The 26,624-nt window shown below is 73.0% G+C and carries 30 protein-coding genes and 1 pseudogene; 15 read left to right on the forward strand and 16 right to left on the reverse strand.

Annotated elements, in window-relative coordinates; genetic code table 11:
- Both V6U82_RS03120 and V6U82_RS03125 read right to left on the reverse strand, forming a co-directional pair.
- Positions 1–2,724: an FtsX-like permease family protein gene (locus V6U82_RS03120; protein ID WP_334459060.1), complete on the reverse strand. Its 2,724-nt coding sequence runs from the start codon at positions 2,722–2,724 to the stop codon at positions 1–3.
- A complete protein-coding gene (locus tag V6U82_RS03125; RefSeq protein WP_334459062.1) occupies positions 2,721–5,906 on the reverse strand; it encodes an FtsX-like permease family protein in 3,186 nt (1,061 codons plus the stop codon). Before V6U82_RS03125 ends, V6U82_RS03120 begins: the two co-directional genes overlap by 4 nt.
- Before the next feature lie 216 nt (positions 5,907–6,122).
- On the opposite strand from V6U82_RS03125, the gene V6U82_RS03130 reads away from it, so the two are divergent.
- A complete protein-coding gene (locus tag V6U82_RS03130) occupies positions 6,123–6,371 on the forward strand; it encodes a hypothetical protein (RefSeq protein ID WP_120570987.1) in 249 nt (82 codons plus the stop codon).
- Between the two features lie 2 nt (positions 6,372–6,373).
- The gene (locus tag V6U82_RS03135; RefSeq protein WP_334459067.1) at positions 6,374–9,127 is read left to right on the forward strand and encodes a DNA methyltransferase; all 2,754 of its coding nucleotides are present in this window, start codon (positions 6,374–6,376) and stop codon (positions 9,125–9,127) included.
- A 49-nt stretch (positions 9,128–9,176) separates the two neighbouring features.
- On the opposite strand, the gene V6U82_RS03140 is transcribed toward V6U82_RS03135, so the two are convergent.
- Both V6U82_RS03140 and V6U82_RS03145 read right to left on the reverse strand, forming a co-directional pair.
- On the reverse strand, positions 9,177–9,359 hold the full coding sequence (locus tag V6U82_RS03140; protein ID WP_334459648.1) for a DUF397 domain-containing protein: 183 nt from the start codon (positions 9,357–9,359) through the stop codon (positions 9,177–9,179).
- 4 nt (positions 9,360–9,363) lie between these two features.
- Positions 9,364–10,245, reverse strand: coding sequence for a helix-turn-helix domain-containing protein (locus tag V6U82_RS03145; protein ID WP_334459068.1), 882 nt, complete (start codon positions 10,243–10,245; stop codon positions 9,364–9,366).
- A 202-nt stretch (positions 10,246–10,447) separates the two neighbouring features.
- Between V6U82_RS03145 and V6U82_RS03150 the strand changes: the two genes are divergently transcribed.
- From V6U82_RS03150 to V6U82_RS03185, 8 genes and pseudogenes are all read left to right on the forward strand, one after another.
- Positions 10,448–10,702, forward strand: a complete 255-nt coding sequence (locus tag V6U82_RS03150; protein ID WP_018789000.1) for a hypothetical protein — start codon at positions 10,448–10,450, stop codon at positions 10,700–10,702.
- A complete protein-coding gene (locus V6U82_RS03155; protein ID WP_194803030.1) occupies positions 10,699–10,962 on the forward strand; it encodes a DivIVA domain-containing protein in 264 nt (87 codons plus the stop codon). Before V6U82_RS03150 ends, V6U82_RS03155 begins: the two co-directional genes overlap by 4 nt.
- Entirely contained in the window at positions 10,959–11,201 is a 243-nt protein-coding gene (locus V6U82_RS03160; RefSeq protein ID WP_334459075.1) for a hypothetical protein, read from the forward strand. The genes V6U82_RS03155 and V6U82_RS03160 overlap by 4 nt, the downstream gene beginning before the upstream one ends.
- A 241-nt stretch (positions 11,202–11,442) precedes the next feature.
- Positions 11,443–11,976 carry a hypothetical protein gene (locus V6U82_RS03165; protein WP_334459076.1) on the forward strand — a complete coding sequence of 178 codons (534 nt, stop codon included), beginning with the start codon at positions 11,443–11,445 and terminating at the stop codon, positions 11,974–11,976.
- Positions 11,973–12,221 (forward strand): hypothetical protein, encoded by a 249-nt coding sequence (locus V6U82_RS03170; RefSeq protein WP_334459077.1) that lies wholly within the window; start codon positions 11,973–11,975, stop codon positions 12,219–12,221. The genes V6U82_RS03165 and V6U82_RS03170 overlap by 4 nt, the downstream gene beginning before the upstream one ends.
- 77 nt (positions 12,222–12,298) lie before the next feature.
- A complete protein-coding gene (locus V6U82_RS03175; protein WP_334459078.1) occupies positions 12,299–12,685 on the forward strand; it encodes a hypothetical protein in 387 nt (128 codons plus the stop codon).
- On the forward strand, positions 12,682–13,302 hold the full coding sequence (locus V6U82_RS03180; protein WP_334459079.1) for a helix-turn-helix domain-containing protein: 621 nt from the start codon (positions 12,682–12,684) through the stop codon (positions 13,300–13,302). The genes V6U82_RS03175 and V6U82_RS03180 overlap by 4 nt, the downstream gene beginning before the upstream one ends.
- A 23-nt stretch (positions 13,303–13,325) precedes the next feature.
- A pseudogene (locus V6U82_RS03185) lies at positions 13,326–13,745 on the forward strand (DUF2637 domain-containing protein); the annotation flags it as partial.
- A 445-nt stretch (positions 13,746–14,190) separates the two neighbouring features.
- On the opposite strand, the gene V6U82_RS03190 reads toward V6U82_RS03185, so the two are convergent.
- From V6U82_RS03190 to ligD, 9 genes are all read right to left on the reverse strand, one after another.
- Positions 14,191–14,367, reverse strand: a complete 177-nt coding sequence (locus V6U82_RS03190; RefSeq protein WP_334459080.1) for a hypothetical protein — start codon at positions 14,365–14,367, stop codon at positions 14,191–14,193.
- A complete protein-coding gene (locus tag V6U82_RS03195) occupies positions 14,342–14,665 on the reverse strand; it encodes a hypothetical protein (RefSeq protein WP_184976640.1) in 324 nt (107 codons plus the stop codon). Before V6U82_RS03195 ends, V6U82_RS03190 begins: the two co-directional genes overlap by 26 nt.
- Positions 14,662–16,035 (reverse strand): phage major capsid protein, encoded by a 1,374-nt coding sequence (locus V6U82_RS03200; RefSeq protein WP_334459084.1) that lies wholly within the window; start codon positions 16,033–16,035, stop codon positions 14,662–14,664. Before V6U82_RS03200 ends, V6U82_RS03195 begins: the two co-directional genes overlap by 4 nt.
- A gap of 215 nt (positions 16,036–16,250) precedes the next feature.
- Positions 16,251–16,586, reverse strand: coding sequence for a hypothetical protein (locus tag V6U82_RS03205; RefSeq protein WP_334459085.1), 336 nt, complete (start codon positions 16,584–16,586; stop codon positions 16,251–16,253).
- A 1-nt stretch (position 16,587) separates the two neighbouring features.
- Positions 16,588–16,764 (reverse strand): hypothetical protein, encoded by a 177-nt coding sequence (locus V6U82_RS03210; RefSeq protein ID WP_334459087.1) that lies wholly within the window; start codon positions 16,762–16,764, stop codon positions 16,588–16,590.
- 47 nt (positions 16,765–16,811) lie between these two features.
- A complete protein-coding gene (locus tag V6U82_RS03215) occupies positions 16,812–17,819 on the reverse strand; it encodes an HNH endonuclease (RefSeq protein WP_334459088.1) in 1,008 nt (335 codons plus the stop codon).
- A 612-nt stretch (positions 17,820–18,431) separates the two neighbouring features.
- On the reverse strand, positions 18,432–18,803 hold the full coding sequence (locus V6U82_RS03220; RefSeq protein WP_334459089.1) for a hypothetical protein: 372 nt from the start codon (positions 18,801–18,803) through the stop codon (positions 18,432–18,434).
- Positions 18,800–19,729, reverse strand: a complete 930-nt coding sequence (locus V6U82_RS03225) for a tyrosine-type recombinase/integrase (protein WP_334459090.1) — start codon at positions 19,727–19,729, stop codon at positions 18,800–18,802. The genes V6U82_RS03220 and V6U82_RS03225 overlap by 4 nt, the downstream gene beginning before the upstream one ends.
- A 52-nt stretch (positions 19,730–19,781) precedes the next feature.
- Positions 19,782–20,816 (reverse strand): non-homologous end-joining DNA ligase, encoded by a 1,035-nt coding sequence (gene ligD / locus V6U82_RS03230; RefSeq protein WP_334459091.1) that lies wholly within the window; start codon positions 20,814–20,816, stop codon positions 19,782–19,784.
- Positions 20,817–20,863: 47 nt separating this feature from the next.
- Here ligD and msrB point away from each other — a divergent pair, with 47 nt between their 5' ends.
- Entirely contained in the window at positions 20,864–21,274 is a 411-nt protein-coding gene (gene msrB, locus V6U82_RS03235; RefSeq protein WP_013284828.1) for a peptide-methionine (R)-S-oxide reductase MsrB, read from the forward strand.
- Positions 21,275–21,282: 8 nt separating this feature from the next.
- On the opposite strand, the gene V6U82_RS03240 is transcribed toward msrB, so the two are convergent.
- The gene (locus tag V6U82_RS03240; RefSeq protein ID WP_013284827.1) at positions 21,283–21,558 is read right to left on the reverse strand and encodes an isoamylase early set domain-containing protein; all 276 of its coding nucleotides are present in this window, start codon (positions 21,556–21,558) and stop codon (positions 21,283–21,285) included.
- Positions 21,559–21,713: 155 nt separating this feature from the next.
- Here V6U82_RS03240 and V6U82_RS03245 point away from each other — a divergent pair, with 155 nt between their 5' ends.
- The 4 genes from V6U82_RS03245 to V6U82_RS03260 all read left to right on the forward strand — a co-directional run bounded on the left by V6U82_RS03245 (position 21,714) and on the right by V6U82_RS03260 (position 24,467).
- The gene (locus V6U82_RS03245) at positions 21,714–21,974 is read left to right on the forward strand and encodes a hypothetical protein (protein WP_013284826.1); all 261 of its coding nucleotides are present in this window, start codon (positions 21,714–21,716) and stop codon (positions 21,972–21,974) included.
- Between the two features lie 76 nt (positions 21,975–22,050).
- Complete coding sequence (locus V6U82_RS03250; protein WP_334459097.1) at positions 22,051–22,725, forward strand: hypothetical protein; 675 nt, start codon at positions 22,051–22,053, stop codon at positions 22,723–22,725.
- Positions 22,726–22,797: 72 nt separating this feature from the next.
- Positions 22,798–23,241, forward strand: a complete 444-nt coding sequence (locus tag V6U82_RS03255; protein ID WP_334459099.1) for a GNAT family N-acetyltransferase — start codon at positions 22,798–22,800, stop codon at positions 23,239–23,241.
- A gap of 107 nt (positions 23,242–23,348) precedes the next feature.
- Entirely contained in the window at positions 23,349–24,467 is a 1,119-nt protein-coding gene (locus tag V6U82_RS03260; RefSeq protein WP_334459101.1) for a lytic polysaccharide monooxygenase, read from the forward strand.
- Between the two features lie 46 nt (positions 24,468–24,513).
- Here the strand turns inward: V6U82_RS03260 and hemQ are convergent, their stop codons facing one another.
- Positions 24,514–25,215, reverse strand: a complete 702-nt coding sequence (hemQ, locus tag V6U82_RS03265) for a hydrogen peroxide-dependent heme synthase (RefSeq protein WP_120570998.1) — start codon at positions 25,213–25,215, stop codon at positions 24,514–24,516.
- A complete protein-coding gene (gene hemG, locus V6U82_RS03270; protein WP_334459105.1) occupies positions 25,212–26,621 on the reverse strand; it encodes a protoporphyrinogen oxidase in 1,410 nt (469 codons plus the stop codon). Before hemG ends, hemQ begins: the two co-directional genes overlap by 4 nt.
- Positions 26,622–26,624: the final 3 nt, after the last annotated feature.

Genomic DNA, 26,624 nt, shown 5'->3' on the forward strand with positions numbered 1-26,624 from the left:
TCAGCTCTCCTCTCCGAGCCGCAGCACCTCGCCGAGGCGCAACCGGCGGTTGTTCACGGCTTCCACGGTGATCGCGAAGCCGAGGGCCAGCATGGCCAGGACCGTCACCCCGGCCACCAGGCCGGGTTCGAAACCGGGGCGCACGTCCACGCCCCCGGTGAAGGCGGGCAGCCCGAGCACCGGTGTGAGCAGCAGTGGCAGCAACGCGCCGACCACCGCTCCGGTGAGCACCGACACCAGCACCAGCGGCGTCAGCTCCACCATCAGCAGTCCGCGCCACTGCCGGCGGGACAGGCCCATGGTGCGCAGCCGGGACAGCACCTGCCCGCGCGAGCGGGCCCCGGCGAGCACGGCGAGCGCGAGCCCGAGCAGCCCCAGCGCGGCGCCGCCTCCGGCACCGAGCACGAAGCCGAACACCAGCAGGCCGTTCACGCCGGTGCCGCCCAGGTCGGCGCGCACCGCCGCCCGGGTGGTCACCTCCGGCGCGCGGGCCCTGTCCCCGGCGTCGACCCCGCCGATGCGCAGGTAGCGCCGCTGCCCCTCCCGCGCGACCCGGTCCACCTCGGCCGCGTCCACGCCGGACCCGGCGAGCACGAAACCGGTGGGTGCGAGCTGGTGCGGCGCGTCGGCCGGCAACGCCGGCCACGGCAGCACCACGAACCGGCGTACGCCCTCGCCCGCGAGCGCGAAGTCGTCGACTGTGGCGGCGGTCCGCACCGGCAGCCGGTTGCCCTGCACGTCCAGCCAGGCGGGCCGCTCACCCCGGGAGTCGGCGAGCCCGGCGTCGGCCAGTTCCTCGGCCACCGCCGGGGACACCAGCGCCGGCAGCGGTGTGCTCCCGTCGGTGCGGGCCCGCACCGGGTCGGGCACGGTCACCGGTACGCCGGCCTGCCGTGCCACCTCGGCGAACCGTTCACCGTCCACGAGCACCACGCGCATCTCGGTGACCGGGGCGGGGCGTCCGGCGCGGTCGGCGTAGGGGCGTTCGGCCGGCACGGTGAGCAGCGGCGCGACAGCGCGTACCCCCGGCAACCCGGCCAGCTCATCGGCGGTGTCCGGCATGAAGCGCTCGCCGCGAACCAGCAGGTCACCGGGCACGGCCTGGGCGGCGGCGGTGTCCCGGCCGGTCTCGATGCCGGTCGCCACCACGCCGCAGAACGCGGCGGTGGCGACCGCCAGCACCACCACGACCATCGGCCCGGTGCTCGCGGCCCGGCCCGCGCGGGCGGTGCCGAGGAACGCGACGCTGCCGCGTGCCCGGGCGGCGACGCGGCTGACCAGCCGCAACGGCCAGGGGTACGCGCGCAGCGCCAGCAGCGCCGCCGCGATCGCCAGCAGCACCGGCACGGAGACGAGCAGCGGGTCCACCGAACCGGCGGTCAGCCCGCGACGGCGCAGCAGGAACGCGCCGAGCACGGCGAGCCCGAGCACCGCCACCTCGACGGTGAGCCGGACGGCGGGCGACCGGCCGCCGAGGTCGGAGCGGCCACCGGCCCGGCGGCCGACCGCGAGCGCGGCCAGCGGCGGCAGCAGCGTGGCCAGGAGCCCGGCGATCACCACCCAGCGCCACGACGCGCCGGTGCCGGGCAGCAGCCCGCCGAGCAGCCAGCCGATCCCGGCCGCGGCCGGCAGTACCAGCAGCGACTCGGCCAGGCCGCGGCGGAGCACCGCGCCGGTCGAGCCGCCGCGCGCCCGGATCAGGTGGAACTCGGCGCGGCGGCGGCGCGCGGCCAGCCGGGCGGCCAGCAGAGTCAGCCCGGCCAGCGTGGCGAGCAGTCCGGCCGCGATGACCGCGAGCAGGGTACGCGCGGCGGCGAGCGAGTCGGCGAAGCGCCGCAGCGGGATGTCCACGCCCTGGCTGAGCGTCGCCACGGCGGGACGGCTGCGCTCCAGCCCGTCGACGCCGGCGATCAGCGCGTCGAGGCGGCCCGGTTCGAGCCGGTCCGGGGCGATCCGGTACCGCCAGCCGAAGCTGACCGGCCAGCCGGTCGCGACGGCCTCGTCGACGCCGCCGTCGGCGGTGTAGGCGACGCCCACGAACGGGTCGCCGTCGCCCTCGGGCGGGGAGAGCTTCAACATCGACGGCAGCGTGTCCCAGACGCCGTCGGCCGGGTCGTTCGGCCGCCACACGCCGACCAGTTGGACCGGGAGCGACTTGAGCACGTTGTCGTCCGGGTCGAGGATCAGGAGCACGAACCGGTCGCCGGTCTTCACACCGAGCGTGCCGGCGATCGTCTCGGCGAGCGTCACCTCGACCGTGCGGGCCGGGGCGACGGGTCGTTCCGGCCAACGCCCGTCGACCAGCGTGGCCGCCTCCTTGATGCCGGTGCCGGCCCGGAGGTGCACGTCGATGAGCCCCTTCTCGGGGGCGAGCGTCGGGCCGCGCAGCCGCCCGGGCACGCTCTGGGCGACGTACCAGCGCTCGCCGATGGTGTCGCGTACCTCGGCGGGCATCGCCTCCTCGATCCCGGCCAGCTCGGCCGCGTGACCGGTCACGGCGGCTCGGGTCGACGGCGGGAACGCGGTCGGCGCGGTGCTGTACGTGAGGTCGCGGCGGGCCACCGGCTGCCCGGCCACGTACTCGGTGAGCCCCTGCCCGGTCAGCCGGTCGGCGACCCGGGGCACGCCGGTGATCAGCAGGGCGGTCACCAGGGTCAGGACGGCGAGCAGCAGGAACTGCCCGCCGTATGCGCGTACCCGGCGCGCGGCACCAGGAAGGCTCATCGTTCTCCTCCGATCCGGAGCTGCGCGGCGGCGACCCGCTGGCGGATGCCGGTGGTGATGAGTGCGGCGAAGGCGAGCGCGGCGAGCAGCAGCCCGGCGGCTGTCGTCCCGATCGGCACCCAGGGCACTGTGAAGGCCGCCTCGGGTACCGGCCGGCCGGCGGCCGGGGTGAGGATCACCAGCGGCACCATGGTGGCCGCGACGAGGGCGCCGACGAGCATCCCGACGCCGACGCCGATCGCGGCCAGGAACGTCTGTTCCGCGAGGTACGCGCGTGCCAGCAGCCGGGTGTTCGCGCCGAGCGTGTTGAACACGGCGAACTCGGTCAGCCGTCGCCGGGTGGTGGCCCAGACGTCGACCGCCAGGCCGACCAGGGCGAGCAGCACCGAGCCGAGCGCGGCGGCCAGCAGCCCGGTGCGCGCGCCCTGCCAGTAGGGGTCCTCGGCGGCCTCCGCGGCCACCGCCCGCCGGTCCAGCAGCACCGTGCCGCCGGTCGAGGCGAGCGCGTCAGCGGCGGCGGTGTGCCCGCCGGGCGTGGTGCCCAGCCACCACTCGGCCACCGGCCGGACGCCGCCGCTGCGTTCGAGGAGCTGCGTGGTGGCGGTGGGCAGGTCCAGCAGCACCCCGTCGCCCCCGGTACCGGGCACCGCGGCGACCTGGCCGACCACCGTGACCTCGACCGTCACCTCGGCGACCGACAGCTTGACGGTGTCGCCGGTCTTGAGGCTCATCGCGGCGGCGACGCCGGGGGTGACGAGCACCGGCACCGGACGATCCGGCGCCTGCGGCACCAGCGCGAACCGGGACGAGGGCACCCGGGCGAACTGCAACAGCCCGGCCGGCACGTCGAAGCCCTGCGTCCCGTCGATCCGGGTCGGGCTCGCCTTGGCGGTGCCGCGCGGCCCGGAGCCCGGGTCGATCACCCGCCAGGATCCCTCCACCGGCACCGGCAGGACCCCTCCATCGGCGTCGGTGAGCCGCAGCTCGTCCAGGAGCAGCCGGTAGGAGCTGCCGGTGGCGTCGCCGCCGTCGGCCTCGAAGCCGGCCAGGCGCAGCGGGGCGCCGCCGCTGTCGGGCACCGGCACCGAGAAGCGCATCGGCTTCCCGTCGCCGTCGGCCTCGGCCAGCCGGACCCGCCAGGTGGCCCCGGCGTCGGTGGTGAACAACGCGGTCACCGTCACCCGGGGCCGGTCGTACATGCTGTCGACAGGCGTGCGGACGGTGCCGGACAGCGTCTTCGCCCCCTCCGGCACAACGCCGCCGGCCGGCGCGGTCCGGCCGTTCGCGAGCCGGTCCAGCAGGGTGCCGGTGGACGCGTCACCGCCGGCGTCGTCGAGCCGGATCATCCCCTTCGCGGCGGCGGCGTCGAACGCCACCACTGTCGCCGGCCGAGCCTCACGGCCCAGGCGTACGTCGTCGCGCCAGGCCGGCAGCACCCGGTCGACGCCGGGTACGGCGGCCAGCTGGGCGGCCCGGTCCGCGGGGGCGGTGCCGTCCCGTTCGGTCAGCCGCAGGTCCGCGCCGACCGTGTGCTGCGCCTGGTCGCGCTGCGAGCGTTCCCAGGAGGCGACGAGCGACCAGGCGAGCGTGCTGCCGCCGACGGCGAGCGCGAGCAGCAGCACCGGACCGGCGTGCGGGCGGCGGCCCGCCTGCCACATGCCGAACATGGTGGCGTTCCACGTCCGGCGGTCCACGAATCGTTCCGCGATCCGGGTGGTCGGCGGCAGCAGCCGCAGCGCGATCACCGCGCCGGCCAGCACGCCGATGGTGGGCGCGGCGGCCAGCAGTGGGTCGATGCCGAGGCTGCCGTTCGCGCCGGCCAGCGGCGAGGAGTACTGCCGCAGCTGGGTCCAGGCGAGCACGGCGAGCGCGACCAGCACGATGTCCACGCTCGCCCGCTGCACCGCCGCTCCCCGGGAGGGACGGGACCGGGCCGCCATGTCGGCGACGTAGGTGCCGGCCCGGCGCATCGCCGGCAGCACCATGGCGAGCAGGCAGCCCACCGCCGCGCCGACCGCGACCATCCACACCCGGGCCAGGTCGCCGTCGGCCAGCCCCAGGTCCGCGCCCAGGTAGTGGATCGCCTGCCCGGTCAGCGCCGGGGCCAGCAGCAGCGCCGGCGCCACCACGAGCGTCGCCTCGCGTACGGCCAGCCCGGCGATCTGCCCCCGGGCCGCGCCCCGGGCCCGCAGCAGCGCGGTCTGCGCCCGCCGGTCCTCGTTGAGCAGCGCGGCCACCAGCACCAGCGCGTACCCGCCGAGCACCACGATCAGCAGCAGCGGGGTGAGCAGCGCGGACCGGCCCACCAGGTCGGCACGGCTGAGCCGGTCGACGAGCCGGTCCAGGTGGCTGACCTGCTGTGTCGAGGAGCCCAGGCCGGTGGCCTCGGGCAGCTTCCCGGTGATCTCGTCCAGCGCTGTGGTCACGGCGGGCAGCCGGGCCGGCTCGACCGCCACCAGGTCGGGGTCGACCACCCAGGCCGCCGAGGTGGAGCCCGGGAAGGTGCGGGCGAAGTCGGCCGGGTCGAGCGCGAACGGCCCGTACGAGGTGATCTCCGCGTCGCCCTGGCTCTCCCCCACCCCCGGGGCGAGCCGCCAGTACGCCTCGGCGGCGTCCCGGGGCCGCCACGTGCCGACGACCACCACCGTGCCGGCGCGCTCCGCGCCCCGGTCGTACAGCGGCACCCGCTCCCCGACCTCCAGGCTCAGTTGCGCGGCCACCTTCTCCGGCAACGTCACCTGCAACGGGTTGCTGCCGGGCACCGGCCACGCCCCGGCGGCCAGCTCGGCGTGCGCGGGCAGGTCGTCGAGCGTGGCCAGGTTGGCGAACATCGGATCGTCGTCGGTACGGGCGGCGCCCACGTCACCGGTCAGCTCCCGCCCGGTCCCGGAGCGGGTCCCGGCCACGGTGACCGGAGCGCCGCCGAGCCCGTTCGCGAACTGTTCCCGTACCGCCCGGTCCCGCTCGGCGAACGCGGCCGCGTCGGCGCCGCCGGAGCCGCTGATCAGCAGGCTGCGCTCCTCGGCCGGAGCGGCGTCGAGCACCGCCCGGGCGCCCGCGGAGACCGCCCGACGGTTGTAGTCGGAGAGCCCGGTGACAAGCGCGACCGCGACGAGTGCCGCGACAGCGGCGGCGAGCAGCAGCCCACGGGCCTCTGTCGCCCGCCTCCACACCAGCTTCATCCGACGTCCTCTCCTGGCCCCGGCGGGCCGATGCCGAGAGAGAGCAGTGACACCCCGCAAAAGGTTCGCGCCCGTTACATGATCGTTATCGGCCTTCCGCACAGCGCCCCGGACCCGGGGAGCGACCGTTGGGTGTGTCACGCCATGACCGGTGCCGCTCGCGGAACCCCTGACCACGCCGTACGCTGGGTCCGCTCGGCCCCGAAAGGACCGCACATGTCTGATCTTGACCACACCCCGGAACAGGCCGCCCGGGAGGCCGGACTCCGCGAGGTCTCCGAGGCACTGCTCAACATCGAGCAGGCGATCAAGAGAACCCAGCGGGCGAAGCGCACGGTGTCCATGACCGTCGGCTGCGACGATCTCGCGCGGATGCTGGACACCGCCGCACGCAACCTGGAAATCGCCCGCAAGGACCTGTTTCAGGGCGCCTACTTCTCGGCGGATTCGCCTAAGCTCTTCTGACCATGCGCAGTGGTGAGCAGATCCGGTCGGCGCTGGTCAAGTTCGCCGACCGGTGGCAGGGCTACTCCGGCACGGAGCGCTCCGAGGCCCAGACCTTCCTCAACGAGCTGTTCGAGTGCTACGGCCGCAACCGCAAGGACGCCGGAGCGGAGTTCGAGGACGCCCACGCGTCCACCGGAATCATGGATCTGCACCTGCCGGGCCAGCTCATCGTCGAGATGAAGGCGCCCAAGGAGGGCACGCGACTCCCCCAGCACCGCAAGCAGGCGCTCGACTACTGGCACAACTCGGCCGACGTGGCGACCGAGCGGCCGGCTCCCCGGTTCGTGGTCCTCTGCTCGTTCCAGCGCTTCGAGATCTGGGAGCCGGGCAAGTATCCGAACGCGCCACTGATGGAATTCGGCCTCACCGACCTGCCGGACCGTTACGAGTCCCTGATGGTGCTGGCCGGCGAGGAACCGCTGTTCCAGCACAGCAGCAAGGAGCTGACCAGATCCGCCGCCGTCGCGGTCGCCCGGATCTATCAGGGCCTCCTCGACCGGGAGGCGGCCGCGCCGGAGTCGATCCAACGGTTCATCCTCCAGATGGTCTGGCTGTTCTTCGCCGAGGACTTCGACATGATCGAGGGCCGGCCGACCGAGCAGACGCTCAAGTTCCTCACCGAAGTCGGCGAGGTGTGGTCGTCCTACCTGATGCTGGGCGGCCTCTTCACCTCGCTGAACGATCCCGACGACCACGGCCGGCGGGGCGTGCTGAAGGGCACGCAGTACGTCAACGGCGACCTGTTCAACAAGCCCGCGCTCGTCCACCTGACCCGGGAAGAGGCAGCGGAGCTGCTGGAGATCTGCAGGTATGACTGGCGGCAGGTCGACCCGACCATCTTCGGGTCGCTCATCGAGGGCTTCCTCAGCAGCGATCGCAGTGCGCTCGGTGCCCACTACACGCACGAGGTCGACATCCTGAAGATCGTCCGGCCGACGGTCGTCAAGCCGTGGCGGGCCCGGATCGACGCGGTGACCACGCCGGACGAAGGCGTCGCCCTGCTGGACGAGCTGTGCCGGTTCCGGGTGCTCGACCCCGCCTGCGGCTGCGGCAACTTCCTCTACGTCGCCTACCGGGAGCTGCGTCACCTGGAACACACGCTGAAGGAGCGGATCACCTCGCTGGCCAAGGCTTCCGGCCTGCCGGTTCCCACCGGGCTGCCGTACTTCCCCCTCCGCAACATGCAGGGTATCGACGTGGTGCCGATGGCGACCGCCGTCGCCCGGGTCACGCTCTGGATGGGCCACCGGCAGATGATCGAGAAGTACGGCGCCGCCGAGCCACCGCTGCCGCTGGTCAGCCTCGCCTCCATCCGGACGGCTGACGCCCTGCGGGTGCCCTGGCCCGAGACCGACTGCATCGTCGGCAACCCCCCGTTCCTCGGCTCGCAGTTCATGCGCGACGCCCACGGCGACGACTACCTCAAGTGGCTGACCATCACCTTCAAGGTCGGCATCAAGGACTTCTGCGTCTACTGGTTCCGACGTGCCCACCAGCACCTCAAGCCGGGCCAGCGGGCCGGTTTGGTCGGCACGAACTCGATCTCCCAGAACCGCGCCCGGTCGGCCAGCCTGGAGTACGTCACCAGCAACGGTGGCGTCATCACCGACGCGGTCTCCAGCCAGACCTGGCCGGGGGAAGCGAAGGTCCACGTCAGCCTCGTCAACTGGGTGAACGCGCCGACCGAGCCGCCCACCGAGTTCGTGCTCGACAACAAGTTGGTCAGCGGCATCACGGCCGAATTGAAAGAGCCGGAGTCCTCGACCGGCAAGGCATTGCCGCTCGCTCCCAACAAGAGCAGGTGCTTCCAAGGACCGATCCCCGTAGGAGAGGGATTCATTCTTGCTGAGGAAGAGGCGCGCTCGTTGTTGCAGCGCCGGGACGCACAGTACCGGGATGTCGTGCGCCCTTACATCGTCAGCGAGGACGTCGCGGAGGACCCTGCGCAACAACCTCGGCGGTGGGTGATCGACTTCGCTCAGATTCCACTCGAAGCCGCGATGAAATATCCAACAGCACTGGATCTCGTGCGAGCACGGGTCAAACCCGCACGTGACAACAACAACCGAGCGCTGTACAGAAACCGTTGGTGGCAGTTCGGCGAGGCACGGCCCGGTATGCGGGCAGCCCTCTCGGGTCTGACCCGCTATATCGCCGCTGGTCGGGTCGGTAAGCGACTGCTCTTGACCTGGTGTGAGGCGTGGACCTGTCCGAGCGACCTGGTCTACGTGTTCGCGTTCGATGACGACTACTCGATGGGGGTGCTGTCGTCGTTCACCCACAGCGCCTTTGCGCGGTCCCAGTCATCGACTCTTGAAGACCGCCTCCGATACACGCCCACGTCGGCATTCCTGCCGTTCCCGTGGCCCTATCCGGTGACCGACGAGCAGCGGGAGCGGGTCGCCGAGGCGAGCCGACGGATGATCGCCCGCCGCCGGGAGATCTGCGCGGAGGAACAGATCGGCCTGACCCGGCTCTACAACCTGGTCGATGACGGCGCCTACGCCGACCTGAAGAAGCTGCACCGTGACCTGGACGAGGCCGTGGCCGCCTGCTACGGCTGGCCGAAGTCGATCGCCCAGGACAAGGACGAGATCAGCCGCCGACTGATGGCGCTCAACGCCGAGATCGTCGCCGGCCGGCGCCCTTACGACCCGTTCGCCGGACGGGACGGCCAGTCGATCGCGCAACAACTCGGCCTGCCTGTCGCGTGAGCATGAGCGGCGGGTGGTGCCGGTGCGCCGACACCACCCGCCGTCACGGTCAGGGCCGGTCGTTCAACCGGCCCGCGCGAATCGCCCCGACGAACCGGGTCCACGCCGCCGGGTCGAAGCTCAACGCCGGCCCCTGCCGATCCTTGGTGTCCCGCACACCAACCGCATCGGCGAACCCGGCCACCTCGACGCAGTTGCCCTCACCACCGGACCGGGACGACTTGCGCCACACCCCGTCACGTCCCATCGGTCATCTCCTTCGCGATCGTCGTCATCAGCTCACGAGACCCGTCCGCGTCGAGCGCTCGCTCACCGAGCGAGCGCCAGGCGTCCTCGTAGGTCTGGATCTCGTGGGCCTTGTCAAGGTAGGCGGCCCCGCACGGGCCGTCCATGTAGATGGTGGTCGGCTCCGGCTCACGCACGTCGGTCGGAAAGTCGAGCATCGTGAAGGTTCCCGCTGCCGCCCAGCGGTAGAGCCCAGCACTCAGTGGAAGCACCCGAATCCGAATGTTGTGCTGCTGGCTCGCCACCACCAGGGCATCGAGTTGCCTCCCCATCGCCGCCCGATCGCTCAGCGGTCGACGGAGCACTGCCTCGTTGAGGATCACATCGAGATAGGGAGCCCGGGGCACCGCACGCGCCAGCAATCGCTGCCGCCGCAGTCGAACCTCGGCTTTGGCCTGTCGCTCGTGCTCACTCAACTGCGGGTTGTCGGTGGCGATGACCTCTGTCATGTACTCGACCGTTTGCAGCAGGCCCGGCACTAGATTCGTTTCGTAGTGGCGAATCTTCGTCGCGGCGGCTTCCAGGCCCACGTACAGCTTGAACCAGTCTTTGATTGCCTCCCCGTAGCTGTGCCACCAACCGTGCGCCTTGGTTTCCCGGGCCAGAGCGCGCATGGTTTCGATGGTTTCTCGCGACGCGCCGTAAACGCGGCACATGGCTTCCACGTCGTTCGGGTGCATCGGCACCTGACCCGTTTCGTAACGCCAGATCCGGGGCGCCGACCATTCGAGTTCCTTGGCCGCCGCGGTCACCGTGACGTGCGCGCCTTCGCGAAGTTCCCTCAGATATCTGCCGAGCTGCCTACGCGGGACGGTGCTTCCCGAGTCGTCCACGTCATCTCCTTTGGTGTTGTCGCGTAAGGCACCTCATCCCTTGGTCTGCATTCTGCCGCGAAAGATTGTCTCGGACCAGAGGTGAATTGACCATTGTGGTGCCCGCCGGGGACGCGGCGGGTTCGCGGGGACGGATGCCCTTCCCCGAAACCTCATCCCGGCATCCGTCCCCGCGCCTGGCGCCGATCCCCAAAGGAGAGTCATGGACTCGATCGACCGCATCCTCGGCGACATTCCGCTTCCGCCCTACGTCACCGCCGAGGATGTCACCTTCGCGGTCCGGGCGATCACCGTGCACGCCCCCGAGCAGTGGCCCGAGGGACCGCGCTGCCGCAACGACCGGGCACCGCACCCGTGCCGGCTGCACCGCTGGGGCCGGCGGGTGCTCGACCTGCGCGGGCTCACCGACCGGCAGATCCACACGCTCGTCGCCGAGCAGACGGCGCCCGTGCGGTGATCTACGTGACCGGGGAACGCCTGCTCCCGCACCACGTCCGCGCTGCCTTCTTCGACCGGCGCTGGCGCGGTCTCGACCCGGCCCAGGTACGCGACCACCTCGACCGGGTGGCCGACGAACTCGACCGGCTGAGCCGTGAGCTGGTCACCACGCGGACCGAGGCCGAACGCGTCCGTCAGGCGCTGCGGCAGTGGCAGTCCCAGCACCGCGCCTGTCGTCTCCGTGACCCGGACGCCCCGCCGGGCGGGTGGCCACGATGACCGCACAGCGCTGGATCATTCACCTGCCCACCACGCTGACCAGCGCCGACGAGGCAGCAGCCCTCGCGGTGACGCTGCGCGACTCGCTCGGCCACGTCACGGTTCTCGACTTCGGCGAGACCACGCTGAGCGAGGAGGACAGCCAGTTCGTGCGTACTCGGGTCTGGTGCGACGCCCGGCTCGACGGCGCCGGCCGGTGCGGCCACCGCAACGACCACGACGGCCCGTGCGCGGCGTGAGCGCGGCGGGCGTCAGGGGCGGGGTCGGTCGCGGTCCTTCGACGGCTGGACCCGCTTCGGTTCGCCGGGCATCTTCGGGGAGCCCCACACCTAGCGGTGTGCTACCAGGCGTTTGACGTGGACCACCATCGAGCGAAGTACGGGAGGTTATCGGGCGGATCCAGCCGCCCGAAAGGACGGGCCCGGACGCGGAGATTCCAGCTCCGGCCGGGCCCTTGATCGCGAAGCGAGGTCGCGACCCATGGGCAATCTACCGTTCATCCTGCCTGCGTGCGATCGGCCGGCCACGGTGCGGCTGGAGGTGTTCAGCAACACCAGCGAGGGCCTGCCGGGTTCGTTGGACGCCTCGGTCTACACGTGCGAGCAGCACGCCGACCCGGCGACGGACGCCATCGAGGGCACGAACCGGACCGCTCACCGGCTGCGGATGGCGCCGGACGTGCAGCGCTCCTGCGGGCACGTCTACCTGTTCCCCACCGGCCAGCTCGCCGGGCACCCGGCGTGGTGCGACCTGGACGACTGCGGCCGCCGGTTGGAGCACCGCTCGGCGGTGGCGCACGTGGAGACGGGCCGCCCCGAGCCGGTGATCGTGGACGTGGCGCTGGTCCAGGCGGTGAGCGAGGGCGCGGAGCCCGCGCTGTCGCTGACGGTCGTGGACGGGCGGCGTACGCCGGTCCCGGCGTCGGAGCGCGTGCTGCTGTCCACGGGACAGGCCACCGCGTTGGTGTACCGGGTGCGGCAGCTGGTCGACGCGGCCCGGGGCGGTCGGCGGTGAGCGGGCCGGCGGCGGTGGCCGCGGCGGCCGAGGCCGCGCCAGGCGTGGTGGCGCAGTTGCTGCGCTCAGTCGACGGGCGGGCCCGGGTGGAGGTGTTGCAGTGGCACCCGGTCGGGGAGCCGGGCGCGCCGGCGCACGACCCGGCCGCGCCGGACGAGGTGCTGATCCTGTCCACGGGTGAGGCGGTGCGGCTGGCCGGGGTGCTGCTGGACCTGGCCGCGGCGGCCCGGGCGGGTGCGCGGTGAGCGGGCGGCGGGTGGCGGTGGTCGGTCAGCCGGACGCCGAGCGGCGCGCGCCGCGGTGTCGGCCGGGGACGCGGCGGATGCGGTACCGGCCGGGCGGGGCGCACTCCGGCAAGGAAGTGGTGAACTCGTTCCTGCTTGGGTTGCAGATCGGCGCGGCGCAGCGGCCGGCGCTCGGCCGGGGGCCAGCCGTCGACCCGAGCCAGATGGGCGAGCCGGAGTTGATGGCGGCGCTGGCCGAGGCGTACCAGCTAGGCCGGGAAGCGGCCGAGAGCGAGGCGTGCGCGCGGGATCTGCTGGTGTTCCTGACCGGGTACGCCACGGCGACCGGCCCGGACGGTCACGCGGCCGATGAGCGGGTGTGGAAGGCGTACCTGGCCGGGCGTGAGGGCCGGGGCCTGCCGGACGCTCAGGAGGGCGCTGAGGCGGCCGGGGACGGCGACGGGGAAGGCGGGCCGCGGCGGTGAGCGTGCGGGTGATGTCGTGGGTGTGGGACCACTCCCCGGTCGGCGGCACGCAGCGCCTCGTGCTGCTGGCGATCGCGGACTGCGCCGACGACACCGGGGAGAACGCCTGGCCCTCGGTGGCGACCCTCGCCCGGAAGGTGCGCCTGGACGAGCGGACCGTGCAGCGGGTCATCCGGCGGCTGGTCGACGGCGGGCACCTGACGGTGTCCGCGTCGGCCGGCGGCCGGGCCTCCAACCGGTACGCGGTGATCATGCGCGCTGGTGATGCAGATGCATCACCTGTTGCAGATGCAACACCTGGCGATGTGTCCCGGTTTGGGGCGGTGGCGGATTGCCACCCCGGGGATCTGCCACCCCGGCACAGCGCCACCGCTGGGGTGGCGCTAGACGCCACCGCTGGGGTGGCGCAGCTGTGCCACCCGAACGTCCTTGAACGTCCTAGAACCATCCGGGCGCGCGAGCGGCGCCGGGCCGGCGGCCCGGCCGCGCCGGCGCGCGGCGTTCCTCGAGCACCGGCGCCGCCGCCGCAGCGGTGCCCGGATCACCCGGGCCAGTACGCCGGGCACTGCGGGCCGTGCCGGTCGGAGCGGATCGCGCCGGTGGAGCCGGGCCGGTGAGCGGGCGGGCGCAGCTGGGCCGGATGCGGTGGGCGGTGCGCGGCACCCTCGCGCTGGGTGTGGCCGCGTCGGTGGCCGCGAACGTGCTGCACGCGCAGCCGAACCCGGTCAGCCAGACGATCGCGGGGTGGCCGCCGCTGGCGCTGCTGGTGACCATCGAGCTGATCTCCCGGGTGCCGGTGCACCGACGTGGCCTGGCGGCCGTGCGGCTGGTGGCCGCCGCGGTGCTGGCCGGGATCGCGGCGTGGGTGTCCTACTGGCACATGGTCGCGGTGGTGGCTCGGTACGGGGAGACGGGCGCGGCGCCGTACCTGATCCCGGTTAGCGTGGACGGCCTGGTCGTGGTGGCCAGCGTCTGCCTGGTCGAGTTGGCCGGCCGGATCCGGGCCGCCGAGCAGGCCGCGGCTGTTGCGGTGGCGGTCGTCGACGGGCCGCCGGCGCGGGGAGGCGGCGGCAGCGGTGGCGCGGGTGCTCGCCGAGCGGCCGGACATGTCCGCCAGGGAGGTCGCCGAGGCCGCGGGCGTGTCCGAGCGGCACGCTCGGCGGTTGCTGCGCGGTCTGGCCGCCATGGTGCAGGGATCGATGCGGGCTGATCGGCCGGTGGCGGCGGGATACGGCGAAGTTCAAAACTCGTCAGCGTGAAAAGGCACCTCAGCGCGGGGTAGCGGTCGATGCCTTGGCAGAGATCTGACCCCCCACTCCCCGGGGGCTGCCGATGACGGTCGAGGGTAGTGCGGGTGCCGCGCCAGGTGGTGGACCTGGCGCGGCGCCCGCGTGTCGGCCCGGGATGCGGGAAGCGGGGGTGCCGGCGAGCGGGCCTGCCGTCCGCTCGCCGCTGGCCGGTGACATCCCCGGCTGTGCTGCACCCCTGCTCATCCCGGGCCGGGCTCAGGTGCCGTCGTACGGTTTGTACCAGCTGCCCTGGCTGGCGGTGGGAGGCTCGCCCTCGCAGCGCTCGCCACGGCCCAGCGGTGGCCGCCGGTCCGGCCCGTTGCGCTCGCCGCCGGTCAGCGGCGACGCCTCGTCCCGGCGTGGCCGGTCACCGACCCTGTTGACCAGCCGCACGGCGCGCACCGCCTCTCGCGGTCGTCCCGGCGGCCTGGCCGTCGTCCAGGATGGTCCAGAGCCGGGTCTCGTAGTCGTAGACGCTGCGGCCCTCGGCCAGGGCGGCGGCGGCCCAGTCGGGCAGCAGCTCGCCGGGCACGAAGGTCACCTCGATGCCGGTGTCCGGGTGGACGCCGCGGACGTAGTCCGGCGCCGGCGTGCCGGTCGACGGGGCGGTCGCGCCGCCGCGTTCCATCGCGGCCCGGTCCGCCTTCAGCCGCTCGTGCTCGGTGATCGCGCCGATGTCGTGCACGGTCACGCTCCCTTCAGGGCCTTGTGCACCGCGAACGCACCCGGCCGGGCGACCTGCACGTCACCGCGCCAGTGCGCCAGGATGCCGATCTGGCCGGACTCGGCGTACCGCTCGGTGAGCGCCTGGATGGTCAGGTTGAGGCGCTGGCCGATGAGCAGCTGCGACCAGTCACCGACGAACAGGTCCGTCGCGGTGGTCATGGTGCCCTGGGTGTACGACGGCACCTGGTTGGTGGTGAACCAGTCGAGCTTGTCCACCTCGTTCGGCACGGCCAGGGGCTGGCCGGTGGAGTCGTACGCCTTGGCGTACTGGCGGGCGAGCTTGCTGGCCCAGATGCCGGCGTTGGGCTCCTCGTTGCGGTCGCGCACCGTGAAGATCGTGTCCAGCACCTCGTTCCAGTACGACAGCGCGGTCTGCGTGGTGCCGTTGGCCGCGCCGCTGCCGAGCACGTTGCCCGACAGGACCGCGTTGAGGGTGCCGAGCACGCCGCGGGGGTTCGGCGGGGTCGGCAGGTTGATCGCGCCGGCGCCGGTGGTGATCGACCCGTACAGGCCCACCAGGTCCAGTTGCAGCGCGATCGCCTTGGCGATGGCCATGGCCACGACCTGGCGGGAGTTCGGGCTGTCCTGGAACCACTCCATCGAGCCGACGACCAGGGCGCTCATGGTCTTGGAGTCCAGCGTCACGTTGTCGAACGTCGGGTCCGACGCGGTGATGGTCGAGCCCTCGGCGCGGAACGCGGCGGTCGGGTCGCCGGTGAGCCGGCCGATCTGGACCTGCTTGGCGTCCATGGGCACGATCCGCGCGCCGGCGCGCAGCACGGCGGCCATGTTGCGGGCCCGGTCGATGATCTCGCCCACCCACTCCGTGGGCACCACCGCCGACCCGGACGACGTGGTGATCGCGCGGACCAGGTTGCCGAGGTCGCCGTGGGCGTCCATCACGTGCCGGTCGGCCGCCTCGCGGGCCTGGGCGTGGGCGCGGACCACCGGGTGGTCGGCGAACCGCTTCCCCGGCTCCACCGCGGCGGGCAGCATGTCGTTGGTGCGCACCCAGCCGCCGGCGGCGCGGTCCGGGCCGTCGTTCTCGCCCATCGGGCGGTTCGGGTCGCGGTCACGCTCCCGGGCCGCCTCCTGCTCACCGATCCACTCCGCGAGCTCGTCCGCGCGGTCGATCAGGTTGTCGAACTCCCGGGACTCGTCGGCGGTCAGGTTCCGGCCGCCGGCGTTCTCGGCCGTGCGCAGGATCTCGCGGGCCTTGTCGGTCAGCCGGGCGCGTTCCTGCTTGGCGCCGTGCACGTCGCTCGGGCTCCACACGTCCCGGGCCCGCTCGCGCGGGTGACGCGACAGCCGCTGACGGGGGCTCTTCTCAGGCATGATCGTTTTCCTTCCTTGGCGCCGTGCACACAGCAAACGAGCGCCGAACATCCAGACTGGACATTGCCCGCCGAGAGACGGCGGGGCGACGGGGCCGGCCGCGGACAGGAGGACCAGAGGCCCAACGCGGTGCACCGTTCGGATCGTTCACTGCCCACCGGGCGGGGCCCGGGACCAGCGCCGCGGCAAGGAGGGCACGAAGCCCAACGCGGTGATCACGAGTGTAGGCCGGGGGCCTGACGATCCGGAAGCGGCGCGGCCGACGCATCGGCGGCGAGCAGCTGCTCGCCGGCGCGGGACAGCGCGTCGAGCACCTCCCGCCGGCGGCCGGCCAGGTACCGACGCGACAGCTCCTGGAGCAACTCGCCCGCCTCCACGCCCCAGAAGGTGCGCACACACTGCGGGCACACGATGTCCCCGCCCAGCTGCACCACCACGGAGAACGGCGTGTGCCGGTCCTGGCGGCAGCCGACGCATCGCCGGCGGGCCGGGTGGCCGGTCCACGGCACCACGGCCAGGTCCTCCAGGTCGAGCGCGTTCAGGTTCAGCACGTCAGGTCCTCTCGTCGTCGTGCTCGCCGAGACGCCGCCGCTCGACGGCGGCCACCTCAGCCGGGATGGTCGGGAACACGGGCAGCGGATGCCGGGCGTCACCGGCACTGCCCGGCAACCGGCAGCGGCGGCAGAACAGCCGGCCCTGCCAATCGGCCGGCACGCTGGTGTCCGCCACGAACGGATGCGGCCGGACACGGGACCGGACCGGCCGCCGGCGTCCGGTCACGGCAGGGGCCCCGGGTGGGCGGGGCCATCGGGGGCGCGGGAGCGTCGGTGGTAGATGTCCGGAGCGCCAGGTGGCCGGGTCGGCTGAGGTGGGCGAGGCGGGCCAGGATCACCACCATCAGCGCGATGCCCGACCCGACCCGAGTCGGCACCCTTCCCAGACCACCGCGGCGCTGTTCCTGATCCGTCATCGGCCTGATCAGGGCGCACTGATCCCGTGCTGATGTCGATCGGATCAGCGTCCCCGTCACTGTTCGGATCACTGTTCGCGTCAGTGGTCGGATCAGTGCTCGGTCGGTGGTTCGTCGGTGGTTCGTCGGTGGTTCGCGGCTGATCCGCGACGGCGGCGGGAAGGTCGAACAGGGCCAGGCCGCGGGCGACCCACGTGGCCACCTCGGCGGCCGTAGGGACCGGGAGAACGGACATGTCCGCCTCCACCGGCGTCCGGTGGCCCTTGTGCTCGTTGCAGCGGGCGCAGGCCGTGACCAGGTTGCCGCCCTCCGGGGTGGCAGGCTGGTCGGGATCCACGTGATCGAACTGGAGCACCTTGCGCCGCTCCCGGGCGCGGCCGGCCTTGGCCACCAGCGGCCCAGAGCGGCAGTAGCGGCAGCAGCCGCCGTCGCGCTCCAGCACCAGGGCCTTGAGCCTGGCGTCGCGCAGGTCGGCCTTCTGGGCCCGGTTGCGGTCCGTCTCCGCCCGGGACGGGTTGCGCTTGAGAAAGCCGTGCAGCCGGTAGGCGTACCCGTCGATCCACGAGTCACCGAGGCACGTGCACTCATCGCCGCGCTGATGTAGCAGCGGCGGACGGTCGAGCACCGAGGTGCACAGCGCGTCGAGCACCGCCCGCCGCCCGCGGCACTGCTCCAGTGCGCGGCCGGCGGTGAGGTAGCCATCGCGGCGCAGATGGGCGGCGGCGGCCATCAGGCGGAGCCAGGCGGCCTGGAGACGGTCTGCCCGGTCCCAGTCGACCCGGCCGGTCTTGTCGGCCGCCAGGATCTCCCACACCGGGTCACGGTCGATGTCATCCGAGGCGAGCCAGTACGTCACCGTGCACCGCCGCGCGGTCTCGTGCCGCCCTCAGCGAGCCAGCTAGCGGCTACGCTGGTGCCGGTCCGCCAGACCGTGCCAGGCGCCGCCTCGTTGCCCGCGGGGCGGCGCTTCTCTGTCGTCATGCGGCGCCGGCAGACGGCGGAGGCTGGTCGTCGTTCGCTGGGGACGCCGCGCGCCGTCTGCGGGCCTGGGCGGATCGCAGGGCCAGTCGGGTGAAGTAGGCGCGTCTGGCCGAGGCCGCGCGGCGGGCTCGTTCCGCCGGATCGAGAGTGCCGTCCGGATCGACCTGGCGCGCGAACCGGTCAGCGAAGGCGGCGCGGGCCGGCGCGGTTGCCGCGGCGCGGTCGGGCTCGCGGGCCCATCGTTCCGATGCTGCAAGGCGTGCGACTAGGACACGTTCGCCGGGGTCAGCGGCAGACATGTTGGCTCCTCAGCGGGCGCGGATCATCCGCCTCCCGCTGAGGAGGCTTGCCATTCGCGAGCGCTAAACGGCCCCTCGCGACAGACCGGCGCAGTGCGCTATTGGATCAATAAGATACACGCTGTGCTGAGCAGGAGCACAGCGCATCAGAGGGCGAGTCGCGCGGTTGCCGCGGTGCCCCTGGTGGCCTCCAGGTGCGCCAGCGCCTCCAGGATCCGATCCTTGCGAACCTGGACGTGATGGCCGCAGTCACGGCATTTCAGGTGGGCCTTCAGGCGCATGGGGCCGGTCGGGTCGACCGTCCACTCGACTGCGCCGGCAGGCTCGCTCTCGACCAGACGGGCATCGCCGGCAGCCCGTGCCGTGGTGGCGCGGAGGAAGCGCGCGAGCCGGTGATCCGGGCACCGGTGGCACATGATGTCGAGCGCGACGTACGGCCAGTCCGGGTCGGGGGCGGTCGCGTACACCAGCTGCGCCCGGTCGCTGGTGGGATCGACGGTCTTGCGGCGGCGGCTCACAGCCGGTCCCCCAGTCCGAGGCGGCGGTGGGCCAGGTGCGCCCGCTCGACGGCTGTGGAGCGGGCGTAGACCTGGAGCATGGAGTCGGAGCGCCAGCCCATGATGTGCATGAGGTCGCGCTCCTGGCCGCCGGCGACGAGCCAGCGGTGGGCGGCGGTGTGGCGCAGTGCGTGCGGGTGCAGCCCGTCGACGCCGGCGGCCTGGCCGAGCACCTCCAGCCGCCAGCGGATCCCGTCCGGGGACATCGGGCCACGTTCGCCGAGCAGGAGCCGATCGGTGGCGCCAGCGCGGCGATGGGCGCCACGGACACGGACGTAGCGGTCGATGGCCTGGCCGGTGCGCGCGCCGTACGGCACGGCGCGCGGCCGGGAGCCCTTGCCCATCACGTAGACCAGCTCCCGGTCCTGGTCGACGTCGTCGAGGGTCAGCGCGGCCAGCTCGGAGACCCGGACTCCGCAGTCCGCGAGCAGCCGGAGCAGCACCTCATCGCGGCGCCCGTCGAAGATGCGCCGGTCGAACTGCCCGGCGCGACCGCGGGGCACCTGGCAGACCTTCAGGAGCGCGGCCAGCTCGTCGTCGGTGAGCACCCGGACGGGCTTCTCGGTCGGCTTGGGCATCTCGACGCCGGCGGTCGGGGCGGTGTCCACCTCGCCCTCGGCCTCCAGCCACCGGCAGAAGCGGCGCATGCCGCGCAGGCGGGTGCGGACCGTCTCGATGTCCACGCGCTCGGCCAGGTCGGCGAGCCAGGCGGCGATGGCGTGCCGGGTGAGTTCGTCCAGGGTGGTCGGTCGGCCGCGTTCGGTCAGCCAGTCGCAGAAGAACCGGATCGACTGGCCGTAGAGGCGGAGCGTGCCCTCCGCCTTGCCGGCGGCGCGCAGATGTCGGCGGAACGACGCCGCCAGATCCTCGATTCGGGGGGAAGCCACGGGGGTAGGTTATCGGGCGGGCAAGCGCTATGCTACCCCTCAAGTTCGGTGGTTAGTCCACATCGGCCCTGGTGGGACGCTTCGCGCGGCTCGGTTGAACCCTCGGCGGTTCGCCCGGCATCTTCGGGTATTCCGGCGGGTACGGCATGTCGCCCAGCCCGTCGGCGGCGTCCCGCTCGGCCCACTCCAGCAGCGGCGAGATGTCCCAAGGGGCGTCGTCGATGCCGGCGTGCGGGTCGCCGCGCTCGGCGAACCGGGCCGGCACCGTACCGAGGTGGAAGTCGTCCGGGTCGACCTGCGGCAGCTCGTCCCAGTCGACCGGGGTGGAGACGGTGGCGCGGGCGTTCGCGCGCAGCGAGTACGCGCAGGCGATGGTGCGGTCCCGCGCCATCTGGTTGAAGTCGACGAAGACCCGTTCGCCGCGCTCCTCCTTCCACCAGGCGGTGGTGACCAGCTCGGGGCGGCGGCGTTCCAGCTCGCGGGCCAGCGCGATGGTGGCCCGGCGCACCTCCACGAACGTCCAGCGCGGCTGGATGCGCAGGTAGACGTGCACGCCCCGGCCGCCGGAGGTCTTCGGCCAGCCGGGCACGCCCAGCTCGTCGAGCAGACCGCGCAGCTCACCGGCGGCGGTCACCGCGTCGGCGAAGTCGGTGCCTGGCTGCGGGTCGAGGTCGACGCGCAGCTCGTCGGGGCGGTCGGTGTCGGCGGAGCGCACCGGCCACGGGTGGAACACCACTGTGCCCATCTGCGCCGCCCAGGCCACGTGCGCCAGGTCGGCCGGGCACAGCTCGTCGGCCTTGCGCCCGCTCGGGAACGCGATCTGCGCGGTGCGGACCCACGGGGGCACGCCCCGCTGCGGCACCCGCTTCTGGAAGAACATCTCCCCCTCGATGCCGTCGGGGAAGCGCTGGAGCGTCGTCGGGCGGTCGCGCAGGGCGCGCGTGATCCCGTCGCCGACGGCCAGGTAGTAGCGGAAGACGTCGGCCTTGGTGAAGCCGCGCTGCGGGAAGATCACCCGATCGGGGCTGCTCAGCCGCACCGTGTGCCCGGCTACCTCGATCTCCTCGACCGCACCCTTGCCCGCCATCACGCGACCATATGCGATGCCACCGACACCCGACGTACCGTTGAGGGGTGAGTCTTTCCGACAACGAACTGCCCCGTACCGAGGACGAATGGCGCGTCCGGCTGAGCCCCGAGGAGTTCCGGGTGCTCCGCGAGGCCGGCACCGAGGCGCCCTGGACCGGTGAGTACGTCGACACCAAGACCCCCGGCGTCTACCACTGCCGGGCCTGCGGGCTGGAACTGTTCCGCAGCCAGGACAAGTTCGACTCGCACTGCGGCTGGCCGAGCTTCGACGACGCCATCCCGGGCGCGGTCAAGGAGATCCCGGACAACACGCTCGGCATGCGGCGCGTAGAGATCCGCTGCGCGCGCTGCGACAGCCACCTCGGGCACGTCTTCGAGGGTGAGGGTTTCACCCCGAAGGACACCCGGCACTGCGTCAACTCGATCTCGGTGCGGCTGGAGCCCAGCGCCGGCTGACGACGGCGTCACAGCCGCAGCAGGCCGCCGGCCTCGTCCACCTGGTCGGCGGCCTCGTCGTCCAGCCACACCCCGCCGGTGGCGAGGTAGCGGAAGCGGTACTCCCCCGGCTTCAGCCGGACCGTCACGGTACGGGTGCCGTCGCGGCGCGGCACCAGCTCGTGCCGGCCGGGCTCCCAGCCGTTGAAGCAGCCGACCACGCTCACCGTGCCGGCCGGGGTGTCCCGGGGCAGCGAGAACGTCACCCGGGTCTGGTTGCCGAAGAGCTTGTTGCGCTTGATCACGAATCCTCCGGGGAGTTTCGGCGGTCACCAGGGTCAACGCGCGACACGCCGGGAGCGACTCGCCGTGGGGCCGGATCAGGTTCGCCGGTTCCGGTTGCTCGAAGGTGTCGTCTGCGCGACTCTCGGATGACAGGTCCGTTTTCGGGGGGTTTCGCATGGCTGCCTGCGAGGTTTGCGGCAACGACTACTGGATGGCGTTCGAGGTGCGCACCGTCGACGGGTCGCGGCACACGTTCGACTGTTTCGAATGCGCGGTGCACAAGATGGCGCCGATCTGCGAGCACTGCCAGATCAAGATCGTCGGCCACGGCGTCGAGGTCTCCGGCCGCTTCTTCTGCTGCGCCCACTGCGCCCGCGCCGTCGAGGGCGAGCAGGGCGCCGAGGTACGCGACGCGGTCGGCGCCCGCCCCGCCTGACGCGCGGCGGCCACGCACACGGGCGGGCCGCGCTCCGGGGACACCGTCCGAGTCGATCTCTGACTAGCATCCCTCCGTGACCCGACGGTTGATCATCGCGGCGGCAGCGCTCGCCGTCCTCGCGGGCTGCTCTCCCGCCACCACCGAACCCGGCGCCGCCCCCGATCCGGCCCTCGTCGCACCCTCGCCCACCGACGGCGGCGCCGCCGCGGCGCTGCGCGACCGGTACGCCGCAACCGGCAGCCTGGCCGGCCTTTCCGAGAAGCCCGAGAACGCCAGCGAGCAACTCGACTCCGACGGCGTCGCCTGTGGTCGCCCGCTGCCCCTGCTCGACCGGCGGCTCGTCGTGTCGACCCGGGTCTTCGGCACGCCGGAGGGAACACCGGCCGGCGAGTTCGTCGAGGTGGCCCAGGAGACGGTGGTCTACCCGGACGAGGCGACAGCCGCGGACGCGGTACGGCAGGTCTTCGCCGTACTGGAGGCGTGCGAGCGCGACGAGGAGGCCGGCCAGGTCACCACCGGCCACACCGCCGGGAAGCTGCCCGCCGGGCTGGGCGTGCCGGGCCGGATGGTGTCGGCCACCATGACCCTGTCCGACGGCACCCGTTTCCCGCACCGTTACGGCTGCCTCCAGCAGGGCCGGGTGACCCAGTGCGTCTGGGTGTGGACCCGCTCGGCGGCCGACACCGGCACCTGGTTCGAACGCGCCGTCACCGCCACCGCCACCGGGCTGCGCACGTCGAAGGGCTGAGCCGGCGCGCTGAACCGCCGCGCGCCCGGGGTGCGCACGACCGGCCGGAAACGCGCCGCCTAACCTGGGCCGATGCCCGTCGAGTCCCACCTGGCAAGCTTCGCCGACCTGGACACCAGCACCTTCCACGACCTGCTCCGGCTGCGCATCGACGTGTTCGTGGTCGAGCAGTCCTGCCCGTACCCGGAACTGGACGGCCGGGACGTCGAACCCGGCACCCGCCACCTGTGGCTGAGCAGCGACGGCGCCGTGGTCGCGTACCTGCGGATCCTGGCCGACCCCGGCGGCGTGGCACGGATCGGGCGGGTCGTGGTGGCGCCGGCGGCCCGCGGCGCGGGCCTGGCCGGCGCGCTGATGACCGAGGCCCTCGCCGTGGTGGGTGACCGGCCGTGCGTGCTCGACGCGCAGACGCACCTGGTCGGCTTCTACGCCGGGTTCGGCTTCACCGTCGACGGCCCCGGCTACGTCGAGGACGGCATCCCGCACACCCCGATGCGCCGCGACCCAAATCATTGACGTTTGTCGCTTTTTGTGGCAGCCTGCGGGCGGAGCCGCCACGCGGGAGAGGGCAACTCCCGACAGTCCGGGCGTCGTGCACCGACACCCATCCCGGAGGCTTTCCCATGTCCACTCCGTACCGCCGCCCGTTACCGCTCGCGGCGGCGATCCTCGCCGTCTGCGCGGTGGTGGCGGCGCTGCTCACCACCGCGTTCTCCGGCCCGGCCTCGGCGCACGGGTCGGTGGTCGACCCGGCCTCGCGCGCCTACAGCTGCTGGCAGCGCTGGGGCGGTGACTTCCAGAACCCGGCCATGGCCACCCAGGACCCGATGTGCTGGCAGGCGTGGCAGGCCGACCCGAACGCCATGTGGAACTGGAACGGCCTGTTCCGCGAGGGCGTGGCCGGCAACCACCAGGGCGCCATCCCGGACGGACAGCTGTGCAGCGGCGGCCGCACCCAGAGCGGCCGGTACAACGCGCTCGACACCGTCGGCGCCTGGAAGACCGTGCCGGTCACCAACAACTTCCGGGTCAAGTTCTTCGACCAGGCCAGCCACGGCGCCGACTACATCCGGGTGTACGTGACCAAGCAGGGTTTCAACGCGCTCACCTCGCCGCTGCGCTGGAGCGACCTGGAACTGGTCGGCCAGATCGGCAACACCCCGGCCAGCCAGTGGACGCGTGAGGTGGACGGCGTGTCCATCCAGATCCCGGCGAACGCGCCGGGCCGCACCGGCCGGCACATCGTCTACACCATCTGGCAGGCCAGCCACCTGGACCAGTCCTACTACCTGTGCAGCGACGTGGACTTCGGCGGGGCCGGCCCGTCGCCGACCACGTCCCCGACCGCCCCGCCGACCAGCACCCCGCCGACGAGCACCCCGCCCACCAGCACCCCTCCCACCAGCCCGCCGCCGACCACGCCGAACCCGGCCGGTGGCTGCACCGCGACGTACGCGATCACCGGTTCGTGGGGCGGCGGCTTCCAGGCCGAGGTGAAGGTGACAAACGGCAGCGGTTCACCGATCCGCGGCTGGTCGGTGAGCTGGAACTACCAGAACGGCCAGCAGGTCAACTCGGCGTGGAACGCCACTGTCACCACCAGCGGAACGCTGGTGACGGCACGCAACGTGGCCTACAACGGCTCGCTCGCGCCGGGCGCCAGCACCTCGTTCGGCTTCACCGGCTCGGCCGGTGCGACGAACCCGGTGCCGGGCATCCTGTCCTGCACGACGACCGCCTGACCGGGCTCCGGCCGGGACCGCGCTCGCGGTCCCGGCCGGGCACCCCTCAGACCAGGCAGTTGACGATGTCGGCGACCGGGCGGCGGCGGCCGGTGTAGAACGGGATCTCCTCCCGCACGTGCCGGCGGGCGCCGGAGGCGCGCAGGTCGCGCATGAGATCCACGATCCGGTGCAGCTCGTCGGCCTCGAACGCCAGCATCCACTCGTAGTCGCCGAGCGCGAACGAGGCGACCGTGTTGGCCCGCACGTCCGGGTAGCCCCGGGCCATCTTGCCGTGCTCGGACAGCAGCTCACGCCGCTCGGCGTCGGGCAGCAGGTACCACTCGTACGAGCGCACGAACGGGTAGACGCACAGGTAGGCGCGCGGCTGCTCGTCGGCCAGGAACGCCGGAATGTGGCTCTTGTTGAACTCGGCCGGGCGGTGCAGCGCCATCTGCGACCAGACCGGGGTGAGCGCCCGGCCCAGCGTGGTGCGGCGGAACCGCAGGTACGCGTCCTGGAGCGCGTCGCTGGACGACGAGTGCCACCAGATCATCAGGTCGGCGTCGGCGCGCAGCCCGGCCACGTCGTACGTGCCCCGGATCGTGACGTCCTTGCCGGCCAGCTCGGTGAAGAGCGACTCGACCTCGTCGACGACGTTCTCCCGCAGCGACGGCAGCGGGCTGGTGGCCCGGTACACCGACCACATGGTGTAGCGGATGGTCTCGTTGAGCTCCCGCAGCCGCGCCGCGTTGGTCTGCTCGGTCATGCTGCCGATCCTCCCAGTGCCGTGATGATCTCTTCGGCCGCCGTCTCGCCGGAGCGGACGCAGACCGGAATGCCGACGCCGTCGTAGCCGGCCCCGGCCACCGCAAGCGTCGGATGGGCGGCGCGCAACGCCGTCCGGACCGCCGCCACCCGGGCGGTGTGCCCGGGCGTGTACTGCGGCAACGCGCCACCCCACCGCTGCACGTGCCGGGCCACCGGGACCGGCAGCGGCGCGCCGAGCACAGCCGACAGCTCCCGGTGCACCACGTCGGCCAGGTCGTCGTCGGTGAGCTGGAGCGAGGTCTCGTCGCCGTACCGGCCGACCGAGGCGCGCACCAGCGCCAGCCCGTCCGGCCGCCGCAGGTGCCCCCACTTGGTGGTGAAGAACGTCGACGCCTTGATCGTCAGCCCCTCGACGGCCGGCACCAGGAAGCCGGACAGCTCCGGCAGGGCCGGGCCGGGCAGCGCGAGCGTGATCAGGGCGACGCTGGCGTAGTCGAGCGCGCCGACCGTGTCGGCCGCCTCGGGCGCGGCGGCGGCGAGCAGCCGGGCGGCCGGGCGGGCCGGCACCGCGAGCAGCACCGCGTCGGCCTCGACGTGCTCGGCGTCGCGGGTCGGCCCGACGGTGAGCCGCCAGCCGTCCGGGGTGCGGCGCAGCTCGCGTACCGCGGCGCCCCGGCGGATCGTCGCACCGCTCGCCGTCGCCGCCGCCTCGACCAGCGTGCTCAACCCGCCGGCGAGGGTGCCGAAGACGGGTGCGCCGGGCGCGCGCGGCGCGGCGGCCTGCGCCGCGCGTACCGCACCGACCAGCGTGTGCTCGGCGCGGGCCGCGCGGGCCAGCGCCGGCATCGTGGTGACCAGCGACAGGTCGTCGGCCCGCCCGGCGTACACGCCGCCGAGCATCGGGTCGACCAGCCGCTCCACCACCGCGTCACCGAGACGCTTGCGGACCAGCTCACCGACCGACGTGTCCTCGCCGTCGGCCAGCAGCGGATGGCCCGCGTCGCGGTCGGCGTCCGCGGCCGGCGGCGCGACCGCCGCCACCTTGTCCAGATCCCCGGGTACGCCGACGAGCGTGCCGCCCGGCACCGGGCGCAACGTGCCGTCGACGAGCAGGGCCGCCTGCCCGACCGTGGGGTGCACGATCGAGCCGCCCAGGCCGAGGCGCCGGGCCAGCGTCACCGCCGCCGACTCGCCACCGGCCGGGTCGCGCATCAGGAACGACTCGGCGCCGAACTCGACCGGGCCACCGGCCAGCTCACCCGTGTGCAGCTTGCCGCCGAGGCGGCCGGACTGCTCGTACACGGTGATCTCGGTGCCCTCACCAGCCCGGTCGCGCAACCGGACGGCGGCGGCCAGCCCGGTGATCCCGCCACCGACGATCGCCACCCGCCACGGTCGCACCACTGT

The sequence above is a fragment of the Micromonospora sp. CPCC 205554 genome, assembly GCF_036902745.1.
In the GTDB taxonomy this organism is placed as follows: Bacteria; Actinomycetota; Actinomycetes; order Mycobacteriales; family Micromonosporaceae; genus Micromonospora; species Micromonospora tulbaghiae.

Coding starts and splice junctions, on each gene's coding strand:
- hemQ (WP_120570998.1), bottom strand. CDS start 25,215: ATGACCGAGCAGACCAACGCGGCGCGGCTGCGGGAGCTCAACGAGACC.
- V6U82_RS03150 (WP_018789000.1), top strand. CDS start 10,448: ATGGACTCGATCGACCGCATCCTCGGCGACATTCCGCTTCCGCCCTAC.
- V6U82_RS03120 (WP_334459060.1), bottom strand. CDS start 2,724: ATGAGCCTTCCTGGTGCCGCGCGCCGGGTACGCGCATACGGCGGGCAG.
- V6U82_RS03175 (WP_334459078.1), top strand. CDS start 12,299: ATGCGGTACCGGCCGGGCGGGGCGCACTCCGGCAAGGAAGTGGTGAAC.
- V6U82_RS03200 (WP_334459084.1), bottom strand. CDS start 16,035: ATGCCTGAGAAGAGCCCCCGTCAGCGGCTGTCGCGTCACCCGCGCGAG.
- V6U82_RS03125 (WP_334459062.1), bottom strand. CDS start 5,906: ATGAAGCTGGTGTGGAGGCGGGCGACAGAGGCCCGTGGGCTGCTGCTC.
- V6U82_RS03160 (WP_334459075.1), top strand. CDS start 10,959: ATGACCGCACAGCGCTGGATCATTCACCTGCCCACCACGCTGACCAGC.
- V6U82_RS03135 (WP_334459067.1), top strand. CDS start 6,374: ATGCGCAGTGGTGAGCAGATCCGGTCGGCGCTGGTCAAGTTCGCCGAC.
- V6U82_RS03130 (WP_120570987.1), top strand. CDS start 6,123: ATGTCTGATCTTGACCACACCCCGGAACAGGCCGCCCGGGAGGCCGGA.
- V6U82_RS03245 (WP_013284826.1), top strand. CDS start 21,714: ATGGCTGCCTGCGAGGTTTGCGGCAACGACTACTGGATGGCGTTCGAG.
- V6U82_RS03260 (WP_334459101.1), top strand. CDS start 23,349: ATGTCCACTCCGTACCGCCGCCCGTTACCGCTCGCGGCGGCGATCCTC.
- V6U82_RS03255 (WP_334459099.1), top strand. CDS start 22,798: ATGCCCGTCGAGTCCCACCTGGCAAGCTTCGCCGACCTGGACACCAGC.
- V6U82_RS03165 (WP_334459076.1), top strand. CDS start 11,443: ATGGGCAATCTACCGTTCATCCTGCCTGCGTGCGATCGGCCGGCCACG.
- ligD (WP_334459091.1), bottom strand. CDS start 20,816: ATGGCGGGCAAGGGTGCGGTCGAGGAGATCGAGGTAGCCGGGCACACG.